Origin of the sequence: Aquirufa nivalisilvae (assembly GCF_004307455.1) — a bacterium.
GTDB classification, from domain to species: domain Bacteria; phylum Bacteroidota; class Bacteroidia; order Cytophagales; family Spirosomataceae; genus Aquirufa; species Aquirufa nivalisilvae.
In genome coordinates, this window is sequence record NZ_SEWX01000001.1 from 143,048 (window position 1) to 162,470 (window position 19,423).

Annotated in this window: 30 protein-coding genes; 4 read left to right on the forward strand and 26 right to left on the reverse strand. The window is 38.6% G+C overall.

All coding sequences use genetic code 11. The annotated features are described in order from the left end of the window. Positions 1–25 precede the first annotated feature (25 nt). The 19 genes from rpmD to rplC all read right to left on the reverse strand — a co-directional run bounded on the left by rpmD (position 26) and on the right by rplC (position 9,012). The gene (gene rpmD, locus EWU22_RS00655; protein WP_205753085.1) at positions 26–205 is read right to left on the reverse strand and encodes a 50S ribosomal protein L30; all 180 of its coding nucleotides are present in this window, start codon (positions 203–205) and stop codon (positions 26–28) included. 35 nt (positions 206–240) lie between these two features. Continuing rightward, complete coding sequence (rpsE, locus tag EWU22_RS00660) at positions 241–759, reverse strand: 30S ribosomal protein S5 (protein WP_109324404.1); 519 nt, start codon at positions 757–759, stop codon at positions 241–243. Between the two features lie 8 nt (positions 760–767). Then, complete coding sequence (rplR, locus tag EWU22_RS00665; protein WP_109324405.1) at positions 768–1,115, reverse strand: 50S ribosomal protein L18; 348 nt, start codon at positions 1,113–1,115, stop codon at positions 768–770. Between the two features lie 45 nt (positions 1,116–1,160). After that, positions 1,161–1,718: a 50S ribosomal protein L6 gene (gene rplF / locus EWU22_RS00670; RefSeq protein ID WP_109324406.1), complete on the reverse strand. Its 558-nt coding sequence runs from the start codon at positions 1,716–1,718 to the stop codon at positions 1,161–1,163. Positions 1,719–1,779: 61 nt separating this feature from the next. Next, positions 1,780–2,175: a 30S ribosomal protein S8 gene (gene rpsH, locus EWU22_RS00675; protein ID WP_109324407.1), complete on the reverse strand. Its 396-nt coding sequence runs from the start codon at positions 2,173–2,175 to the stop codon at positions 1,780–1,782. A 76-nt stretch (positions 2,176–2,251) separates the two neighbouring features. Next, positions 2,252–2,521 carry a 30S ribosomal protein S14 gene (gene rpsN / locus EWU22_RS00680; protein WP_109324408.1) on the reverse strand — a complete coding sequence of 90 codons (270 nt, stop codon included), beginning with the start codon at positions 2,519–2,521 and terminating at the stop codon, positions 2,252–2,254. Positions 2,522–2,560: 39 nt separating this feature from the next. Further along, positions 2,561–3,115, reverse strand: a complete 555-nt coding sequence (gene rplE / locus EWU22_RS00685; RefSeq protein WP_109324409.1) for a 50S ribosomal protein L5 — start codon at positions 3,113–3,115, stop codon at positions 2,561–2,563. A 44-nt stretch (positions 3,116–3,159) separates the two neighbouring features. Next, positions 3,160–3,495, reverse strand: coding sequence for a 50S ribosomal protein L24 (gene rplX / locus EWU22_RS00690; protein WP_109324410.1), 336 nt, complete (start codon positions 3,493–3,495; stop codon positions 3,160–3,162). A 41-nt stretch (positions 3,496–3,536) separates the two neighbouring features. Continuing rightward, a complete protein-coding gene (gene rplN / locus EWU22_RS00695; protein WP_109324411.1) occupies positions 3,537–3,905 on the reverse strand; it encodes a 50S ribosomal protein L14 in 369 nt (122 codons plus the stop codon). Positions 3,906–3,951: 46 nt separating this feature from the next. Further along, positions 3,952–4,209, reverse strand: a complete 258-nt coding sequence (rpsQ, locus tag EWU22_RS00700) for a 30S ribosomal protein S17 (RefSeq protein WP_109325446.1) — start codon at positions 4,207–4,209, stop codon at positions 3,952–3,954. A gap of 69 nt (positions 4,210–4,278) precedes the next feature. Further along, complete coding sequence (gene rpmC / locus EWU22_RS00705; protein ID WP_109324412.1) at positions 4,279–4,470, reverse strand: 50S ribosomal protein L29; 192 nt, start codon at positions 4,468–4,470, stop codon at positions 4,279–4,281. A 39-nt stretch (positions 4,471–4,509) separates the two neighbouring features. After that, on the reverse strand, positions 4,510–4,929 hold the full coding sequence (rplP, locus tag EWU22_RS00710) for a 50S ribosomal protein L16 (protein WP_109324413.1): 420 nt from the start codon (positions 4,927–4,929) through the stop codon (positions 4,510–4,512). Positions 4,930–4,972: 43 nt separating this feature from the next. Then, positions 4,973–5,800 carry a 30S ribosomal protein S3 gene (gene rpsC, locus EWU22_RS00715; protein ID WP_109324414.1) on the reverse strand — a complete coding sequence of 276 codons (828 nt, stop codon included), beginning with the start codon at positions 5,798–5,800 and terminating at the stop codon, positions 4,973–4,975. A gap of 23 nt (positions 5,801–5,823) precedes the next feature. Next, a complete protein-coding gene (gene rplV, locus EWU22_RS00720) occupies positions 5,824–6,201 on the reverse strand; it encodes a 50S ribosomal protein L22 (RefSeq protein ID WP_109324427.1) in 378 nt (125 codons plus the stop codon). A gap of 39 nt (positions 6,202–6,240) precedes the next feature. Then, positions 6,241–6,519 (reverse strand): 30S ribosomal protein S19, encoded by a 279-nt coding sequence (gene rpsS, locus EWU22_RS00725; protein ID WP_109324428.1) that lies wholly within the window; start codon positions 6,517–6,519, stop codon positions 6,241–6,243. Between the two features lie 3 nt (positions 6,520–6,522). Further along, positions 6,523–7,350 (reverse strand): 50S ribosomal protein L2, encoded by an 828-nt coding sequence (rplB, locus tag EWU22_RS00730; RefSeq protein ID WP_109324429.1) that lies wholly within the window; start codon positions 7,348–7,350, stop codon positions 6,523–6,525. Positions 7,351–7,397: 47 nt separating this feature from the next. Continuing rightward, positions 7,398–7,685 carry a 50S ribosomal protein L23 gene (gene rplW, locus EWU22_RS00735; protein WP_109324430.1) on the reverse strand — a complete coding sequence of 96 codons (288 nt, stop codon included), beginning with the start codon at positions 7,683–7,685 and terminating at the stop codon, positions 7,398–7,400. 37 nt (positions 7,686–7,722) lie between these two features. Next, positions 7,723–8,352 (reverse strand): 50S ribosomal protein L4, encoded by a 630-nt coding sequence (rplD, locus tag EWU22_RS00740; protein ID WP_109324431.1) that lies wholly within the window; start codon positions 8,350–8,352, stop codon positions 7,723–7,725. 42 nt (positions 8,353–8,394) lie between these two features. Further along, complete coding sequence (gene rplC, locus EWU22_RS00745) at positions 8,395–9,012, reverse strand: 50S ribosomal protein L3 (protein WP_109324432.1); 618 nt, start codon at positions 9,010–9,012, stop codon at positions 8,395–8,397. A 530-nt stretch (positions 9,013–9,542) separates the two neighbouring features. Between rplC and fbaA the strand changes: the two genes are divergently transcribed. Next, entirely contained in the window at positions 9,543–10,625 is a 1,083-nt protein-coding gene (fbaA, locus tag EWU22_RS00750) for a class II fructose-bisphosphate aldolase (protein ID WP_130923990.1), read from the forward strand. Between the two features lie 209 nt (positions 10,626–10,834). Here fbaA and EWU22_RS13425 read toward each other — a convergent pair whose 3' ends face one another. From EWU22_RS13425 to EWU22_RS00785, 7 genes are all read right to left on the reverse strand, one after another. Further along, positions 10,835–11,143 (reverse strand): hypothetical protein, encoded by a 309-nt coding sequence (locus EWU22_RS13425; RefSeq protein WP_231962559.1) that lies wholly within the window; start codon positions 11,141–11,143, stop codon positions 10,835–10,837. A 574-nt stretch (positions 11,144–11,717) separates the two neighbouring features. Next, the gene (locus EWU22_RS00760) at positions 11,718–12,302 is read right to left on the reverse strand and encodes a precorrin-2 dehydrogenase/sirohydrochlorin ferrochelatase family protein (protein ID WP_130923992.1); all 585 of its coding nucleotides are present in this window, start codon (positions 12,300–12,302) and stop codon (positions 11,718–11,720) included. Between the two features lie 9 nt (positions 12,303–12,311). Beyond that, positions 12,312–13,373 carry a 23S rRNA (adenine(2503)-C(2))-methyltransferase RlmN gene (gene rlmN / locus EWU22_RS00765; protein WP_109324437.1) on the reverse strand — a complete coding sequence of 354 codons (1,062 nt, stop codon included), beginning with the start codon at positions 13,371–13,373 and terminating at the stop codon, positions 12,312–12,314. 1 nt (position 13,374) lies between these two features. After that, the gene (locus tag EWU22_RS00770) at positions 13,375–13,827 is read right to left on the reverse strand and encodes a GatB/YqeY domain-containing protein (protein WP_130923993.1); all 453 of its coding nucleotides are present in this window, start codon (positions 13,825–13,827) and stop codon (positions 13,375–13,377) included. A 4-nt stretch (positions 13,828–13,831) separates the two neighbouring features. Next, positions 13,832–15,364, reverse strand: coding sequence for a GH3 auxin-responsive promoter family protein (locus tag EWU22_RS00775; protein ID WP_231962561.1), 1,533 nt, complete (start codon positions 15,362–15,364; stop codon positions 13,832–13,834). Next, positions 15,364–16,215 (reverse strand): glycerophosphodiester phosphodiesterase family protein, encoded by an 852-nt coding sequence (locus EWU22_RS00780; protein ID WP_231962562.1) that lies wholly within the window; start codon positions 16,213–16,215, stop codon positions 15,364–15,366. Before EWU22_RS00780 ends, EWU22_RS00775 begins: the two co-directional genes overlap by 1 nt. Positions 16,216–16,259: 44 nt before the next feature. Then, complete coding sequence (locus EWU22_RS00785; protein ID WP_130923994.1) at positions 16,260–16,601, reverse strand: DUF4296 domain-containing protein; 342 nt, start codon at positions 16,599–16,601, stop codon at positions 16,260–16,262. Between the two features lie 100 nt (positions 16,602–16,701). Between EWU22_RS00785 and EWU22_RS00790 the strand changes: the two genes are divergently transcribed. The 3 genes from EWU22_RS00790 to EWU22_RS00800 are packed head-to-tail and all read left to right on the forward strand — an operon-like array spanning position 16,702 to position 19,423. Next, positions 16,702–17,574, forward strand: a complete 873-nt coding sequence (locus EWU22_RS00790) for a DUF58 domain-containing protein (protein ID WP_231962564.1) — start codon at positions 16,702–16,704, stop codon at positions 17,572–17,574. Then, positions 17,574–18,434 carry a hypothetical protein gene (locus EWU22_RS00795; protein ID WP_130923995.1) on the forward strand — a complete coding sequence of 287 codons (861 nt, stop codon included), beginning with the start codon at positions 17,574–17,576 and terminating at the stop codon, positions 18,432–18,434. The genes EWU22_RS00790 and EWU22_RS00795 overlap by 1 nt, the downstream gene beginning before the upstream one ends. Further along, positions 18,431–19,423: a VWA domain-containing protein gene (locus EWU22_RS00800; RefSeq protein ID WP_130923996.1), complete on the forward strand. Its 993-nt coding sequence runs from the start codon at positions 18,431–18,433 to the stop codon at positions 19,421–19,423. The genes EWU22_RS00795 and EWU22_RS00800 overlap by 4 nt, the downstream gene beginning before the upstream one ends.

Here is a 19,423-nt window from a genome sequence, read left to right on the forward strand (position 1 = left end):
CCCTTTCGGGCAACTCGCAATTAAATTATATATTCTCTACTACAATTAAGTGATTGACTGCACGAATCATACCTGCGATAGCTGGGTTTAATTCTACTTCCACACTTTTACGGATCTTACCTAATCCTAGTGCTTGAATCGTACGTTTCTGAACTTCAGGACGCTTGATGGCACTTTTTACTTGGGTAATTTTAACTTTAGACATCGTATGTTCTATTTTAGAGGCACTAAGGCACTCGATTATCCATTAAATACTTTAGCTACAGAAATTCCTCTTTGGAAAGCCACTGTATGTGGAGCTCTCATTTTAACTAAAGCATCAATTGTTGCTTTAACTACGTTGTGAGGATTAGAAGAACCTTTAGATTTCGCTAATACGTCGTGAACACCTGCTGATTCTAACACAGCACGCATCGCACCACCGGCGATCAATCCTGTACCTGGAGCAGCTGGCTTAACTAATACGAAACCACCAGAGAATTTACCTAATTGCTCGTGAGGAACAGTGTTCTTCAACAATGGAATTTGGAATAAATTTTTCTTAGCGTCTTCGATACCTTTTGTGATAGCATCAGTTACTTCGTTAGCTTTTCCTAATCCGAAACCTACGATTCCGTGACCATCACCTACTACAACGATAGCAGAAAAACTGAAACGACGACCCCCTTTTACCACTTTGGCAACACGGTTGATGGCTACTACTTTCTCCTTCAACTCACCCTCATTAACCTTAATTGGTTTTGCTTGTAAATGCGACATATCTTTTATTAAAATTGTAAGCCACCCTCGCGAGCGCCTTCAGCTAATGATTTAATTCTTCCGTGATACAAATAACCGTTACGATCAAAAACCACTTTAGTGATTCCAGCAGCTTTGGCCTTATCTGCGATAGCTGTTCCTACTAATTTAGCAGCCTCTACATTGTTGTTCACTTTACCTTTCTTGTATGAGGTAGCAGACATAATCGTCTTTCCACTCAAATCATCTACCAACTGAGCGTACATCGCTGTGTTGGAACGGAAAACAGTTAAACGAGGACGTTCAGCTGTTCCCTTTATTTTCGCACGTATCGCACGTTTGATGCGAAGTCTACGTAAATCTTTTGTTGTTGCCATATTGATTTAACTTGTTTGTGTGGATTTCCGGCCCACGCTTTCTATTTATTTCTTACCACCTGCTTTACCTGCCTTGCGACGAACTTGCTCACCCACAAAACGAACACCTTTACCTTTGTAAGGCTCAACTGGACGAAGTGATTTGATTTTAGCTGCCACTTGACCGATCAATTGCTTGTCGATTCCTTCTAAGTTAACCATTGGGTTTTTACCTTTCTCCATCGCCGTAGTGATTTTGATTTCTGCAGGTATAGCCATAAAAATAGCGTGAGAGTAACCTAAGCTCAATTCCAAGATATTACCTTGGTTTGCTGCTTTGTAACCCACACCAATGATTTCTAAATTCTTCACGAAACCTTCACTCACACCAACAACCATGTTGTTGATCAATGAACGGTAAAGACCGTGCATAGCTTTGTGACGCTTTTGCTCTGTCGGACGTTTAACCGTCAACACGTTTCCTTCGATTTCGATGATGATATCTTGGTCTACTTGTTGTGATAAAGTTCCTTTAGGGCCTTTCACAGTTACCAAATTACCTGTGTTAACATCGACTGTTACGCCTGCAGGTAGGTTGATAATTTTATTTCCTATTCTTGACATGAAAATGTAGTTTTTGCTTAGATTTCGAGCTTAGCTCCTTTCAGCGTTAAACAATTAATTATTAATATACGTAGCAAAGTACTTCACCACCAACGTGTAGTGTACGCGCTTCTTTGTCAGTAATTACTCCTTTCGAAGTAGACAAGATAGCGATACCCAAACCGTTCAATACGCGTGGTAACTCTTCCGCTCCGTTGTACTTACGTAAACCTGGCTTAGAAATACGAGTCAAATTAATGATTGCAGGTTGCTTAGTTACTGCATTATATTTCAAAGCAATCTTGATGGTTCCTTGAACTGTAGTATCATCAAATTTATAATTTGAAATATACCCCTTATCAAAAAGCACCTTCGTGATTTCCTTTTTAATGTTGGAAGCAGGAATTTCAACTACCCTATGGCGTGCCTTCAAGGCATTTCTCAATCGGGTTAAATAGTCTGCTATAGGATCTGTCATTGTTTTTAAATTTGCCGCAAGCCATTAAAAAGGCCTGCAAAATTACAAAAATGAATTTAATTAATCAAATTTTATATTACCAGCTTGATTTGGTCACTCCTGGAATCAAACCATTCGATGCCATTTCACGGAAAGTAACACGGCTAATGCCGAATTTACGCATATAACCACGTGGACGACCAGTCAACTTACAACGGTTATGAAGACGTACTGGAGAAGCATTTTTAGGTAACTTATCCAATCCTAGGTAATCACCAGCTGCTTTCAATGCCGCTCTTTTCACTGCATATTTAGCAACTGCTGCTTCGCGTTTTCTTTCTCTAGCTTTTACTGACTCTTTAGCCATGATGTAAAAATTTTAAATGTGTTAGTAGCCGGTGGCTAATTATTTTTTAATATTGGAAAAAGGCATTCCTACGGCAGCCAATAAAGCATAAGCTTCTTCATCCGTGTTGGCTGTAGTCACAAAAGTGATATCCATACCCGAGATTTTAGCTACTTTATCAATTGATATTTCAGGGAAGATGATTTGCTCTTTTACACCTAAAGTATAATTTCCACGACCATCAAATCCTTTTTCTGAGATTCCTTTAAAGTCACGTACACGAGCTAAAGATACTGTAGTTAAACGATCTAAAAACTCATACATACGATCTCCACGCAATGTTACTTTCACACCAATTGGCATGTTTTCACGTAATTTAAAGTTAGAGATCGCCTTTTTAGAAATGGTTGCCACTGCTTTTTGACCAGCAATTTGAGTAATTTCTTCTACAGCTACATCTACTAGCTTTTTGTCCGCTACAGCGGCTCCTACACCTTTATTGATTACAACTTTAGTAATCTTAGGCACTTGCATCACAGACTTGTACTGAAACTTTTCTTTCAAGCTAGGTACAACCTCTTCTACAAAACGTTTTTTTAATCTAGGTACTGCCATTTTTGTATATGTTGTGGATTTCCGACCCACGCGTTAAATTCTATTTATGCAATAAATTTTCCTGTTACTTTAGAGTAGCGCTGTAACTTTCCTTGCTCGTTTACTTTACGACCAGTACGTACAGGCTTTCCGTTTTCAACCACCATCAAATTAGAGATGTGGATTGAACCCTCACGCTTTTCAATACCTCCTTGAGGATTGCTTGCTGAAGGCTTAACGTGCTTCGTTTGCAAATTAGCTCCTTCTACAATTGCACGAGATTTCTCAACGATAACTTGCTTGATAACGCCAGTTTTACCTTTGGCATTACCTGAAATCACCATCACAGTATCTCCTTTTTTTACGTGCAATTTTGTTTGCTTGCTTGTATTATTTTCCATGGTATGATTTTTTCTATTGGATAACCAATATATCTATCTATTTATAAAACTTCTGGGGCTAAAGAAACAATCTTCATAAAACCAGCTTCACGCAATTCACGTGCAACAGGTCCAAAAATACGAGTTCCTCTTGGCTCATCGTTGGCATTTAATAAAACGGCCGCGTTATCTTCAAAACGAATATACGTACCATCTTTGCGACGAATTTCTTTTTTCGTACGAACAACTACTGCTCTTGAAACTGTTCCTTTCTTCATGCTTGAAGAGGAAAGAGCCGACTTAACTGAAACTACAATTTTATCGCCTACAGAAGCATATCTTTTTCCAGTACCTCCCAAAACGCGAATCACTAAAACTTCTTTCGCTCCAGAATTATCCGCTACACCCAATCTTGATTCTTGCTGTAACATTATCTTTGATCTTTAAATTTTAAATTTTGAATAACAAGAGACAGAATTATTTCGCTTTTGCGATTACTTCTACTAATCTCCAACGCTTATTTTTAGAAAGAGGACGGGTTTCCATCACTTTCACTGTATCACCAATTCCGCACTCATTATTCTCATCATGAGCCATCAATTTAGTGGTCTTCTGTACGAACTTTCCGTACAAGGGGTGCTTAACCTTACGGTCTACTGTAATAGTGATTGATTTATCCATCTTATCACTAACCACTTTCCCAATCCTTACTTTTCTTAGGTTTCTTTCTTCCATGGTTGTTGGACTTGTTAAACAATTGACCATTAGCAATTCCGAAATGGTCTATTAAAAATTAATAATTAATTAAGCTTTTGCTTGCGCCGATAAAGCTGTCTCTAAGCGGGCAATCAATTTACGAGTTTCACGAATGCGCATTGGGTTCTCAATCGGTGAAATGGCATGTGCCAATTTCAAACGAGATAAGTTTTCCTGCTCCACAACAATTTGTTGTGTCAATTCCGCTACTCCTAATTTGTTTATTTCTGCGTTTTTCATAACGATGCTATTTAAATTTTAAACCTGGGGTCTAAAACTCTATTCTGAATAATCTCTACGTACTACAAATTTTGTACGCATCGGTAATTTCTGAGCGGCTAAACGCAAAGCTTCTTGCGCTAGGGCTAAAGGAACACCTGCTGATTCGAACAAAATAGTACCTGGACGAACGTTGGCTACCCAATACTCAGGAGCTCCCTTTCCTTTACCCATACGAACCTCTGCAGGTTTCTTAGTAATAGGTTTGTCAGGGAAAATACGAATCCAAACTTGACCTTCACGTTTCATGGCACGAGTTACCGAAATACGAGCTGCCTCAATTTGACGAGCTGTAATACGACCTGGCTCCAAAGATTTAATAGCGAATGATCCAAAATCAATTTCGTGGCCACGGGTAGCAACCCCTCTTACGCGACCTTTTTGCTGCTTACGAAATTTCGTTCTTTTTGGTTGTAACATCTTCTTATAAGTCTAATATCTAATACAAAATTATTATGGATGCTTAGCGCTTTCCTCCACGGCCACGGTTTGCACCACCAGCACCTGGTTTATTGCGATCACCACCTTGATCTGCTCCTTCTGGACGACGAGAACGTCCTCCTCCGCGACGGTCATCGTCACGACCACGTGGGCCACGATCACCAGGACGAGAATCTGCCGAAGTAGATTGCAAGCCCATGTTTGCGTTTGGAGATAAATCACGCTTTCCAAAAACCTCTCCACGGAATACCCATACTTTGATACCGATTTTACCGTAAACAGTTAATGCTTCAGAGATAGCATAATCCACATCTGCACGCAATGTGTGCAATGGGATACGTCCCTCCTTGTATCCTTCAGAACGTGCCATTTCAGCACCTCCTAAACGACCAGATAATTTCAATTTAATACCCTGAGCTCCTACACGCATCGCTGAAGCAATTGCTTGTTTCATGGCACGACGGAAAGAGATACGAGCTTGTAATTGTTGAGCAATTGCTTCTCCAATTAATTTAGCATCGATTTCTGGGCGTTTAATTTCAAAAATGTTGATTTGAACGTCTTTTCCAGTGATCTTTTTCAACTCCTCTTTTACCTTATCTACCTCGGCACCTTGCTTACCAATCACGACACCAGCACGAGCTGTATTGATCGTCAATGTGATACGCTTTAAAGTACGTTCAATAATAACTTTAGAGATAGATCCCTTTGGAATACGAGCAGCCACATACTTTCTGATCTTCTCGTCCTCAACCAATTTATCCGCGAAAGTCTTACCACCGTACCAGTTAGAATCCCAACCTCTTACGATACCTAATCTTAATCCAACGGGGTTAATTTTTTGTCCCATTTCTTGTTATATCTAATAGTTAATTATTCAGCTGAATTTGTTTCCTCTAAAGCAGGTGCTGCCGAAGAAGCCACTACTAAAGTGATGTGATTGGATCTTTTCAAAATCCGGTGACCTCTTCCCTGAGGAGCAGGACGTAAACGCTTGATAGATGAACCTCCATCTACGAAGATAGTCTTGATGTATAAATCAGCTTCTTCGATTTTAGCGTCCTCATGTTTGTTCTGCCAGTTAGAGACTGCTGATAACAACAATTTTTCAATTGCTTTAGCACCCACTTTAGGCTCAAACTTTAAAATACCTAAAGCCTTAGATACTTTTTGTCCGCGTACCATATCCGCTACCAAACGCATCTTTTGAGGCGAAGTAGGAACATTTCTTAATTTAGCAATAGCTTCCATTTTTCAATTTCTGATTATAAGACCCTTAGGTCAATATCTTTACTTTTTACCTTTGTCTTTTTTCGCTATGTGACCACGGAAGTTACGGGTCGGCGAGAACTCACCCAATTTGTGACCTACCATGTTTTCAGTTACATAAACTGGAATAAATTTATTCCCGTTGTGAACCGCAAACGTGTGGCCTACGAAATCTGGAGAAATCATTGAACGTCTTGACCATGTTTTGATCACCGACTTTTTGCCGGATTCGTTCATCACCTGTACCTTGTTGTCAAGGCGGTAATCAATGTAAGGACCTTTTTTTAGTGAACGTGCCATCTACTATTTTTTTCTTCTACTGATGATAAGACGATTAGTGTGTTTCTTTGGATTACGAGTTTTCTTACCCTTAGCCAATAAACCGGTACGAGAACGTGGGTGACCTCCTGAAGCGCGGCCCTCACCACCACCCATCGGGTGATCTACTGGGTTCATCACCACACCACGAACACGTGGACGGCGACCTAACCAACGATGACGACCTGCTTTACCCAAGTTAACGTTCATGTGATCTGCATTCGATACAGTACCGATTGTTGCTAAGCAACGAGCCAATACCATACGCATCTCTCCTGAAGGTAACTTAAGCGTGGCGTATTTACCATCACGTGCTAATAACTGAGCGTAAGTACCTGCCGAACGAGCCATTTCAGCTCCACGACCTGGTTGCAACTCAATTGCGTGTACCAAAGTACCCAATGGGATGTTTGCCAAAGGCAATGTATTTCCAATCTCGGGAGCCACTGACTCACCAGAGATAACTGTTTGACCTACTTGAATTCCTTGCGGAGCCAAGATATAAGCCTTTTCTCCATCTGTATACTCGACAAGAGCAATACGTGAAGTACGGTTTGGATCGTATTCTACTGTCAAAACAGTAGCCGATACATCAAATTTAGAGCGAGTAAAATCAATCACACGGTAACGACGCTTGTGACCACCTCCGATGTAACGCATCGAACGACGACCATCTGCATTTCTACCACCTGTGCGCTTGATAGGCTCCAAAAGGGGCTTATACGGCTTGTCCGTAGTAATCTCCTCAAACGTTGGCGCAATGCGCTGACGTTGGCCTGGAGTTGTTGGTTTTAATTTTTTAATAGCTGCCATTTATTTTAGTTCAAATTATCGGGATGAACCCCCTTAATACATTCTAATTAAATTCCTTGGTAGAAGTCAATTACTTCACCAGTTCCTACTGTAACGATTGCCTTCTTAATCGTAGAAGTACGTCCAGAAGTAATCTTAGTACGAGTGCTCTTGGATTTTTTCTTTCCAATTTGACGCATGGTTTTTACATCCAATACCTCTACTCCGTACATTTTCTTAACCTCCTTGGCAATCTCAATCTTGTTTGCAGTTAATTCAACCACAAATACATACTTGCCTTTTTCTTGCATGGCTTGCGACTTTTCAGTCAAGGCCGGACGTTTAATAATGCCCATGGTATATTTCGTTTATAACAGAACTAGGTTCTGAAAATTATTTACTAAAAGATGATTCAATTTTTTGGATCGCTGCTTCAGTGATCAACAATTTAGTAGCATTTACTAAATCATATGTATTCACATCAGATGCTGTCGAAACTTTTGCCTTAGGAACATTACGTCCTGACAATACCACATTCTTGTCTACTTCTGGAGTAATCAATAATGTCTTTGTATTATCTAAAGAGAAAGCTTTCAACATAGTCAAATATGCTTTTGTTTTGGGAGTGTCAAATGCCACTGAATCCAAAATTGCGATATCTCCACTCTGTGCTTTCGCAGCTAGAGCTGACTGGCGAGCCAATGACTTCACCTTTTTGTTTAATTTGAAATGGTAATCACGTGGACGTGGACCGAAGATACGACCACCACCTTTCATCAAAGGAGATTTCATCGAACCAGCACGTGCACCACCTGTACCTTTTTGTTTTTTAATCTTACGCGTTGAACGTGAAACTTCTGCACGCTCTTTCGCCTTGTGTGTTCCTTGACGTTGGTTCGCCAAATATTGCTTCACATCCAAGTAAACCACATGCTCGTTTGGAACAATGCCAAAGATCTCGTCAGAAAGGGTTACTTTCTTTCCGGTATCTTTACCTGCTATGTTATATACTGCTAATTCCATAATCAGAATGTCTATTGTTAAAGGCTCGCGCCTTTATGGGTTTTAATTTTCAATAATTACGTATGAGTTCTTCGCTCCAGGAATTGATCCTGATACCACCAAAAGGTTTTTGTCTGGATAAATTCTCAAAACCTCTAAGTTTTGAACCTTAACACGATTTCCTCCTGTGCGTCCAGCCATACGTAAGCCTTTGAATACACGTGATGGGAATGAACAAGCTCCAATAGAACCTGGGTGACGACCACGATTATGCTGACCGTGAGTTTGACCACCCACACCACCAAATCCGTGACGCTTAACAACACCTTGAAAACCTTTACCTTTAGAAGTTCCAACCGCATCAATGAAGGTTCCAACTTCTAACATTTCTACTGTTAATACATCTCCTAAGTTCAATGGTTGTTCGAACGTGCGAAACTCTACCAATTTTTTCTTTGGAGTTGTGTTAGCTTTCTTAAAGTGACCCAACAAAGATTTTGTTGTGTGCTTCTCTTTCTTTTCACCGAAACCGATTTGAACAGCGTTGTAGCCTTCGTTCTCAACAGTTTTCACTTGCGTAACAACACAAGGGCCGGCCTCAATCAGCGTACATGCAACGGATCTACCGTCTTCCATGTATAGGCTGGTCATTCCGATTTTTTTACCAATAATTCCAGACATATAATATTTTGTTTAAAAAATTATGCTCACAAGGCTAACTATGGCTTGTTGTGAGACTTTTATTCATAAATCATTGCGAACAATGACGAAGAATCAATAAAAATGCAGATTGGCGTAAAGCGACAAGATGGAGGCGCTGTGGATAACAGCGAAAAACACCTTGTGTAGCTTAATATTCAATCAATGGGTTGGGCATTCAACATTCATTAATCAATACCAGTTCTAACACAAAAATCGAGCTTACCTCAATTTAAACCATTTCGACCCGCATTTTTGGTGTTTTAAATAAATTCGAGAAGTTCTGCCAACCTCTTTCTGAATAAAAAACTGCGTTTGTCGAACGGGAGTGCAAAGGTAGGAAAAATATTAACACATCCAATAGCCCAATTAAAAATATTTTTTAGCTAATCCTCTGAGTCTGTGTATTATTCGGAATTAAGCCTTAGAATTTGTGCATTTTTACTAAATTTGTGCCCTACTCACCTGTTAATCAGGTAGTTTTTATTTATTTCCCAAGAAAAAAAATCATTATGTCAAGTTTAACCAACCAAAAAGGTGTTTTGCACGGAGATGCCGTTCAGGAATTATTTGAAATTGCTAAAAAACATCAATTTGCATTACCTGCGGTAAACGTTACTGGTACTGACACTGTTAATGGCGTATTAGAAGCTGCAAAAGCGGTTAATTCTCCTGTTATCATTCAATTCTCGAATGGCGGTGCTCAATTTTATGCTGGAAAGTCTCTTCCTAATGGAAACCAAGAAGCATCCATCGCTGGAGCAATCTCTGGTGCTTATCACGTACACCAATTAGCTAAAGTATATGGTGTGCAAGTAATTCTTCATACTGACCACTGTGCTAAAAAATTACTTCCTTGGTTAGACGGCCTTTTGGACGCAGGTGAAAAATTCTATACTGAAACAGGACAACCATTATTCTCTTCTCACATGATTGACTTGTCGGAAGAACCTTTAGAAGAAAACTTAGAAATCTGCGCAAAATACTTAACTCGTATGGCGAAGATTGGAATGACACTTGAAATTGAATTAGGAGTAACAGGTGGTGAAGAAGATGGAGTTGATAATTCAGATGTAGATTCTTCTAAATTATATACTCAGCCAGAAGAAGTAGCTTATGCTTATGAAGTATTAAATGCTATTTCTCACCGTTTCACGATTGCAGCTGCATTTGGAAACGTTCACGGTGTATACAAGCCAGGTAATGTGAAGTTACAACCTGTCATCTTGAAAAACTCTCAGGACTTCATTCGCAATAAATATGCATTAGCTGCAGAAAAACCTATCAACTTCGTTTTCCACGGTGGTTCAGGATCTTCACGCGAAGAAATTCGTGAAGCTATTTCATACGGTGCTATCAAAATGAACATTGATACCGATTTACAATGGGCTTTTTGGGAAGGTATTCTTAATTTCTACAAAGAGAAAGAAGCTTATTTGCAAGGTCAAATCGGTAACCCATCGGGTGAAGATGCTCCTAACAAGAAGTTTTATGACCCACGCGTTTGGTTACGTAAAGGTGAAGATACCTTTGTTGCTCGTTTAAAATCTGCATTTGAAGATTTAAATGCCAACAATGCAAATCAGTACTTATAATATAAGGTAACACATTTTAAAGAAGGGGGCTCAAATGGGTCCCCTTTTTTTATTGGATTTAATTCTTCGAGGTGTGGATGATGGGAAAATGCAGGTGGGGTTTTAGTTTTTGGATTGGTATTGGTATTGGTATAAAGATTTGACAACTTTTAAAAAGTTGTCAAATCTAATGGTCAAATCTAATAGGCAAATGTTAAAAAAAATCCATGCTACTCATCAATCAAAGAAAGAATATCAGTTTCCTTAAATTCTTGGACATGAAAATCAATAAACTGTTTTTTTCCTCCAAACCATTTCAAAACAAATTCTTTATCTACAAAACTCTTCTTGAATTGTAATATCTTCCCATATGAGGTCCACTCCCAGTTCCGGAAATCTGCTATTAGGCCATGCTTCTGAGGATTCAGGTGAATATATGCTATTAAAGTAGATAGATCCTCTAATTTGGCTACTAATGCCCTTTTGAAGGGAGTTTGAAATAAGGTACCAACCCGACCATGTTGTTTATTAAATGCCATGGTATACGATTGAAAAAACTTTTTTAGCCTCCTAGTAATAAGCTCATGTACCGGTTTCCCATCCAAATCACTTTCACTAAAATGATTCACCTGAACTAAAAAATGAAAATGATTATCATTTAGACTAAAAGCGATCACATTCACATAACCCTCCAGATATTTTGTCCATTGTCTTAAAAAATAAGAATAGTTTGATCTTGATTTGAAAATTGATTTCCTATCAACTCCTCTATTATAAAGGTGATAATATTCTCCAGAATAAAATTGTGTGTAATAATGCTCTACGTAGGCCATGAATGGGGAAATTAAAAACGAACCTACTCAATATCCATTACTTAAAGCAGCTTATGCATCAGATTATCAACATGTTGATAAAATTGATCAAACAAGAAAATTGATAAATTTTGATACTACATTTGGAAAAGAAATTCCTATAAAAGATTGTCTCATGAGTGCTTAGATTTGACAACTTTTAAAAAGTTGTCAAATCTTTAAACCCCACAAAACTTGGATAAACACAATAACCCCAATGAAATCATTGATATTCGTACAAATCAAAGATTAATACCACCAATTATTTCTTAAAAATCAAGCCCTTTGTTAATTCATTCAATGCCTTAATCTTGGAGTCAAAATCTCCCTTAAGTTCTTTGCGTAAAATCTCCAATGAATCTAAGGAGGTCTGAATGTCGTCCGGAATAACTTCCTCCAAAAATGCTCGAATCCGTTTAGCTAACGTAGGCGACTTGCCATTGGTAGAAATAGCAATTTTCAAATCCCCCTTTTGAACTATTGAACCCAAATAAAAATCACATAATGCAGGCGTATCTGCCACATTGCATAACAAATGTCTCTGCTTTGCTAATTCACTAATCTCAACATGCAAGTCGTATCGATCAGTCGTACAAATCACCAAATCCCTCCCATCTAAATCCTGCACTTCAAATGCTCTATGTATCAATTCAACCTGAGAAAAATCCTTCAAATAAGCCAATAGCTCTTCTCTAAAAAATGGAGCTACCATACTTATCTTAGAAGCTGGAGCATTTCTTAACATCGCCGACACCTTTTCCAAGGCCACATTTCCTCCTCCAACTACCAAAACATTCAGTTGTTCCAATTTTAGAAAAACAGGAAATAACCTATTCTGCGCTTCCATCCAATAAAATTATGCTGTTTTCTTCCCAGCTAATTGTCCACATGCAGCATCAATGTCCTTTCCTCTAGATCGACGAACATTGACAATCATCTTTTTGCTTTCTAAAAATGCCGTGAACTTAGCTAAAGCATCTGCCTCTGCATTCACAAAAGTTGCCTGAGCAATCGGGTTGTACTCAATGATATTAATCTTACAAGGCAACTTTCTAGCAAACTCCCATAACTCCTTCGCATCCTCCACCGTGTCGTTAAACTTATTAAACATGATATACTCTAAAGTAATCTCATTTTCTGTCTTATCGTAAAAATACCGCAATGCCTCCGCTAATGCCACCAACGTATTGGTTTCATTAATTGGCATAATCTGATTCCTTTTGGTATCATTTGCAGCGTGCAGCGAAAGTGCCAAATTAAATTTGACTTGATCATCTCCCAGCTTCTTAATCATTTTAGCAATTCCTGCCGTAGAAACAGTAATCCGCTTAGGAGACATTCCTAATCCGTCAGGTGAAGTGATCTCTTCTATCGATTTCAACACATTGGCATAATTCAACAAAGGTTCTCCCATGCCCATATAAACAATGTTGGTCAAAGGTATCCCGTATTTTTCTTGTGCCTGATCACGAATCAACACGACCTGATCGTAAATTTCATACGACTCCAGATTTCGTTTTCGATCCATATATCCCGTAGCACAAAAACTACAAGTTAAAGAGCAACCCACTTGCGATGATACACAAGCAGTCATTCTTTCCCTTGTTGGAATTAATACTCCTTCTACCAAATGTCCATCATGCAATTTAAAACTAGACTTAATAGTCCGGTCTGTACTTACTTGCATATCAGCTGTTTGTACACATTGCAAAGAAAAATGCTGATTCAACCACTCCCTAGTCGTTTTCGGAATATTACCCATCGCATCAAAGCTGCGAGCTGATTTTTTCCAAATCCACTCATGAACTTGTTTAGCTCGAAACGCAGGATCTCCATGCTGAATCATCAATTGCTTCAACTCTTCAAAACTGAGCTTTCTTATGGCTCCCAATTCCTCTTTCTTGGCTATTTCCGACACTTTATTTCTTTAAAAGTTCTCCTACCTTCGTTGAAATGGCTTTCCCATCTGCTAATCCAGCCAATTGCTTACTTGCCACTCCCATTACTTTACCCATATCCGCTGGACTACTAGCACCCACTTGAACGATGATCGATTGAATCTTCTCTGTCAATTCTGCTTCACTCAACTGTTTTGGTAAAAACTCTTCAATGATACTCAATTCAGCTTGTTCCTTCTCCGCTAAATCAGGACGGTTCTGTGTCACATATACTTCCAATGAATCCTTACGTTGCTTAGCAGCTTTCATCAAAATCTTCATTTCTGTATCAGTTGACAATTCGCCAACATTGGATCCAGACGTTTCTTCTAATAAAATTAGCGACTTAATAGCACGCAAAGCACGAAGTCTATCGGCATCTTTAGCACGCATGGCGTCTTTGATCCCGTTCTCAATGGTTACTTTTAATGACATGTTTTTATTCTTTAAAATGAGCTTTAACTCCCTCCAAAAATTCTCGATTATTACTCAATCGAGGGACTTTATGCTGCCCCCCTAACTTGCCTCTTTCTCGCATCCAAGCATAGAAAGTTCCTTGTGGAGCCTGATGAATAATGGGTGGACCTAATACCAAATCATAAGACCGCTTCGCATCATAATCGGAATTAATCTCGCGGAGGGTCTGATCTAATATCTCCACAAAGGTACGCATTTCTTTTGGTGCTTTTGAAAATTCTATAATCCATTCATGGCTCCCTCGCTGGCCTCCATTCATATAATTCGGCGCAGCTGTATATTCTTTAATGATGGAATTTGTCATCAAACAGGCCTTAGATATAGCCTTTTCTGCATTTTCCATAATGACTTCTTCTCCAAAAGCATTAATAAAATGCTTGGTTCTCCCTGAAATTTTTATTCTAAATGGGTCTAAAGATGTAAAACGAACCGTATCTCCAATTTTATATCGCCACAATCCCGCATTGGTACTTATCACCAAGGCGTAATTAACTCCCATTTCCACTTGACTTAAATCAACAATGATATCTTGCTCCTCTCCCTCATCGTTGATTGGTATAAATTCATAAAAAATTCCATAATCAAGCATCAGTAACAATTCATCATTCAACGACAAATCATCTTGTATACCAAAAAACCCTTCAGAAGCATTATAAATCTCTAAAAAACCTACCCCTTGATCTTTAAACACTTGTTTTTGAAATAATTCTCGATAAGGCCCAAATGCTACTGCACCATGAATCATGAATTCAAAGTTCTCCCACACTTCTAAAATGGACTTCTTACCCGTGATTTCCAAGATTTTCTCAATCAAAACCAAAGTCCAAGTAGGAACCCCCAAAATACTCGTCACATTTTCCTTAGAAGTTTCCAAAGCCATGCGCTCAATCTTTTGATCCCAATCATCCATCAAGGCTACTTCCAATGAAGGTGTCCGGATCATTTGGGCCCAAACAGGTAAATTCTTCATAATAACTGCCGAAACATCTCCTACAAGCACATTAGGATTAGTAGCACAATAAGATAAACTTCCTCCAATGGATAAGCCCTTGCCCTCGAAGACCCTTGTTTCTGGTCGATTATTAATTAATAAGGTAATCATGTCCTTTCCCCCCATCATGTGGCAAGATTCCAATGATTCCTTCGATACAGGGATAAACTTACTGCGGGCATTGGTAGTACCCGAAGACTTAGAAAACCAAGTAACTGGGCTATTCCAAAGGATTTGCTGTTCGCCTTGCATCACCCGATCGATGTAAGGAAAAATTTCCTCATAAGTAGAAATAGGCACCTGTGATTTGAATGTCGCATAATTACTAATTTGACCATAGCCAAATTGCTTCCCCCATTCGGTTTGTCGACCAGCCTGAACCAAATCTTTCAAACAAATTTCCTGTAAATCCAAAGGACGCGTGTATATAGACTCAATCCGCGACATACGTCGTTTCATGAACCATAATAGTGTCTCATTGAATAAGGAAATGCCGTTCGCCATTAATGCACTGATTTTAAATAATGAGGAACTCGATTCGGATAATCAGTAATGACAGCATCCACTCCCATATCAGATAACAACGAAATAATATTAGCTTCATTCGCCGTCCAGGGAACTACTTTCATCCCACTTTTATGGCTAAACTCCACGAAATCTTGAGTCACTGCTTGATAGTTAGGACTATAAATAGCAGGAGTAAATCCTAAATCTTTGATCGTGTTTTCAGGACTTTTTCTTGATACCAAAGCTGAAAGCATAACTTGTGGAGCTATTTTTCCATCATTCATTGCTTTATTCCAATATTTCAACACTTGAAAATCAAAACTTTGAAGTATAATGAATTCCGGCTTTACATATTTCTTAATCACCTTCCAAACCTTTTCGGAAAACTCTTCCACCGTTTTAGGCTGAGAAATCCCATATTCTGCCTCCACCGATTTTATTTCAATATTGTAATAAATAGTCCGCTGATGTTTTTTTCTGAATGCTTCTCCTAAACTCAACACTTCCGATAGTAATGGCTTATGTGCTTCCATTTTAATTTGCTCCGGAAATGAAGCATTACCTCTTTTCCCAGTATCAAACTTCTTTATTTCTCGATAAGTCATCTGATATAGATTAAATATCTTCTCTTCTTCTTTTTCTACTGGCTTACCATCCGGCTTAGAACTATATAATGAATTCATATATGGCTCATGGGAGACCACAACTTTCCCATCGGCTGAAATGCACACATCCATCTCAAGCACTTGAACACCTGCTTCCAAAGCATGCTCAAAAGCAGGTAAGGTATTTTCAGGATACAAACCCCTAAAACCACGATGACCTTGAATAAACGGCATTTGTGCCATAGTTACGAAGTTTAACATCCCCAAAAAACATATTACTCCTATTTTCATCGGTGTGAAGTTTCAGGCTTTTTAAATCGCTTTTCCATGATTCCATTCACCTTATCATACAGACGTAAAAAGTCCTTAGGCTCCTGCACATAGCGATCAAAATTTTTCGCAAATTGTAACGAATCAACTCCGTATTTCTTAAAAATACGCTTTTCTTGATAGTTATAGGCTAATATGGACGAGTCTATACTTCCAAAGTGCATATTGGAAACCTTGGATTCCTCAATGTGTATATCAACTAATATCTCCGCTAATTTATCCTCTTCAATGATTTTGGAAGACGATGATTCCCTGCATGCTAAGAATCCCAAACATAGGAGGAAATAAATTTTTCTCATGGTTCAAATTTCCCCTTAATTTAGAAAGCTTTTATGGCTTTTCATTCGACTTGCTCAAAAAATAGGTAATTTAGCACGATTCTAAGCCCCCATTCATTCCATGGATTCGGACATTCATTCCTTTCTATCACATGTTGTTCAATTGGAAATTCGCATTAGAAAAGCGATCAATACCCAAATGCATGGAAATTTTTCATCCATTTTCAAAGGGTCAGGATTGGAATTTAGTGATCTCCGTCAATACCATTATGGAGATGATGTACGCCACATCGACTGGAATACCACTGCCAAAGGACATGGTACTTTTGTTAAATTATTTAAAGAAGAAAAAGAGCAAACCGTATTTTTTTTGTTAGACGTAAGTGCTTCCCAACAGGTAGGACGAAATTCCCAATCTAAGCTCAAAACATTAAAAGAAGTGGCGGGTGTACTTTCCTTTTCGGCCATGCAAGAAGCTAGCCATTTAGGATTTTGTGGATTTTCAGACAAAAACGAGAAATTCATGCCTCCTGCCATGGGCAAAAAACATGCCTACCGGGTCATCTCCGAGCTTTTTAAAATGGAACCAGAAAATACAGGTACTGATCTAAAAGCCGCATTAGGATTTACTTTACAAGTATTAAAAAGGCGCAGTTTGATTTTTGTCCTGTCTGATTTCATTGATGAAAATTATCATGATCTACTGAGAGCCATGTCCCAAATGCATGATTTAGTTGTTATTCAATTAGTCGATAAACAAGAAATAAAACTACCTTCACTAGGCATAATTCCTATTTTCGACCCAGAAAGAAAAAGAACAACCTGGGTAAATACCAGTTCTAAATTCTTCAAAAACCTCCAAAGAGAACAAGGCTCCAATCGGGCTGAGGAACTCAAAAAATTATGCAAACAATGGCAAGCAGATTACATTAGTATACGGGCTGGAGAGGATTTTGTACCTACCCTAGTAAAATTGTTTACCATTAGAAAATAATGCAGCAAAAGCCAATTCAAATCAAAGGCCAATTTTTAGAGGATTCTGTCAAAATCGGACAGCAGATTCACTATAGCCTTTCTGTTAGGCATAGCAAAAACCAAGAGATTTTTTTCCCAGGCGTCAATCAAAATTACGGTGCATTTCAAGCTGTGGAAAGAACATACTTCCCTACAAGAACCGATGCCAGCGGAAGTATCGATTCTGCCGTGTATACCTTCAAACTATTTCAAATTGAAAATCAGCACAGCCTTGCCATACCTGTTTACCTCATGCAAGAAGCTGATTGTACCAAAATATACCCAAGCAAAGATCAAATATTTCTAAAGCGTTTAGTTCCACATCCTGAAAAAATCAATTTAGATTCTCTTTACCAACATGTACCTATAGCTCCATTGCAACCAAAAACCGACTTGAAAAATGTGGTCATTTGGGGGCTGGGTCTATTAGTTTTAACTGGATTAATTTACTGGTTCTTAGGAAAAAGCCTGAAAAGATGGTTTAAATTGTATGTATTGTGGAGAAAAAATGCAGAATTCCGTCGTGTATATCAACGACTAATCCGTAACATAGAAAACAACCAATTGGGCTTGCAAAATTTAGAACGAGCCTTTTCCCTTTGGAAAAAATACTTAGAAAGCCTTACATTCAAACCTTTTACAACTTTCACCACCAAGGAAATGGTGGATACGTTAGAAAATAAACAATTAGCCAAAGCTCTCCATGAATTAGATTCGGCCATTTATGGAGGTAATTTTTCGGGCAAAACTACCGATTCAGTCAATATGCTCATGGAAATTGCCAATTCCATCTATCAAGAGGAAAGAAAATTCATTTCGCAGGAAAATAAAAAGTCATGAAATACCAGCTATATTTTTCCTGGCAACAATTTGTATCGCTCTTCTCCTATCATTGGGAACATGAAGCCTTCCTATTTCTCCTACCCTTACCTCTGATTATATTTTTAATCCGATATTTATTAAATAGAAAAAACCAAGCTCGAATTACACTCTCATTTACTAAGCCTTTAGTTCAAAATCGTCTAATTCGACTCATCAGCTTCATCCCAGATATTGTTCAAATCTTGCTCTTAACCTGTATCATTTTGGCATTAGCAGGGCCTTATAAAATCAATCCCAAAAGAAAAATTCAACCTGATGGTATCGACATGGCCTTGGCAATTGATATATCCTCATCCATGCTAAATCGAGATGTAAGCCCTTCGCGATTAGTCATTGCCAAACAAGTAGCTACTTCCTTTGTCAAACAAAGAAAAAACGATTTTATATCCATTGTGGCATTTGCAGGAGCTCCGTATTTGGCCAGCCCTATCACGAATGATTCAAGTTATCTACAACAGGCTTTATTAGGCTTAGATTCAAAATTAATTAAGGAAGAAGGTACCGCTTTAGGGGATGCCCTCGGAATGTGTATCAATCAAGTAAGAGATTCTCCTAATCCTAAAAAAATTAGCATCTTAATTAGTGATGGAAATAATACAGCAGGAAATCTTGACCCACTAACATCCACTGAATTGGCTAAAACCTTTGGTATTAAGGTCTACACAATCGCCGTAGGTAGCTTAAAGCCTTCCATGGACCCTGTCGACGAAAGTACTTTACGGGTTATTGCCGAAAAAAGTAAAGGGAAGTTTTACCGAGCCACCGACCAAAAAAGCTTGAACGCCATCTTTGAAGAAATCAATCGAATGGAGTCCACCAAAGTGAAAGAAATCTATTGGGAAGAACATCAGGACCAAAGTAAATTCTTCTTCGATTTTGCCTTCATCCTATTCTTTTTGGGTCTATTCCTGAAACTTAGTCCTATCAGTAATATTTTAGAAGATTAA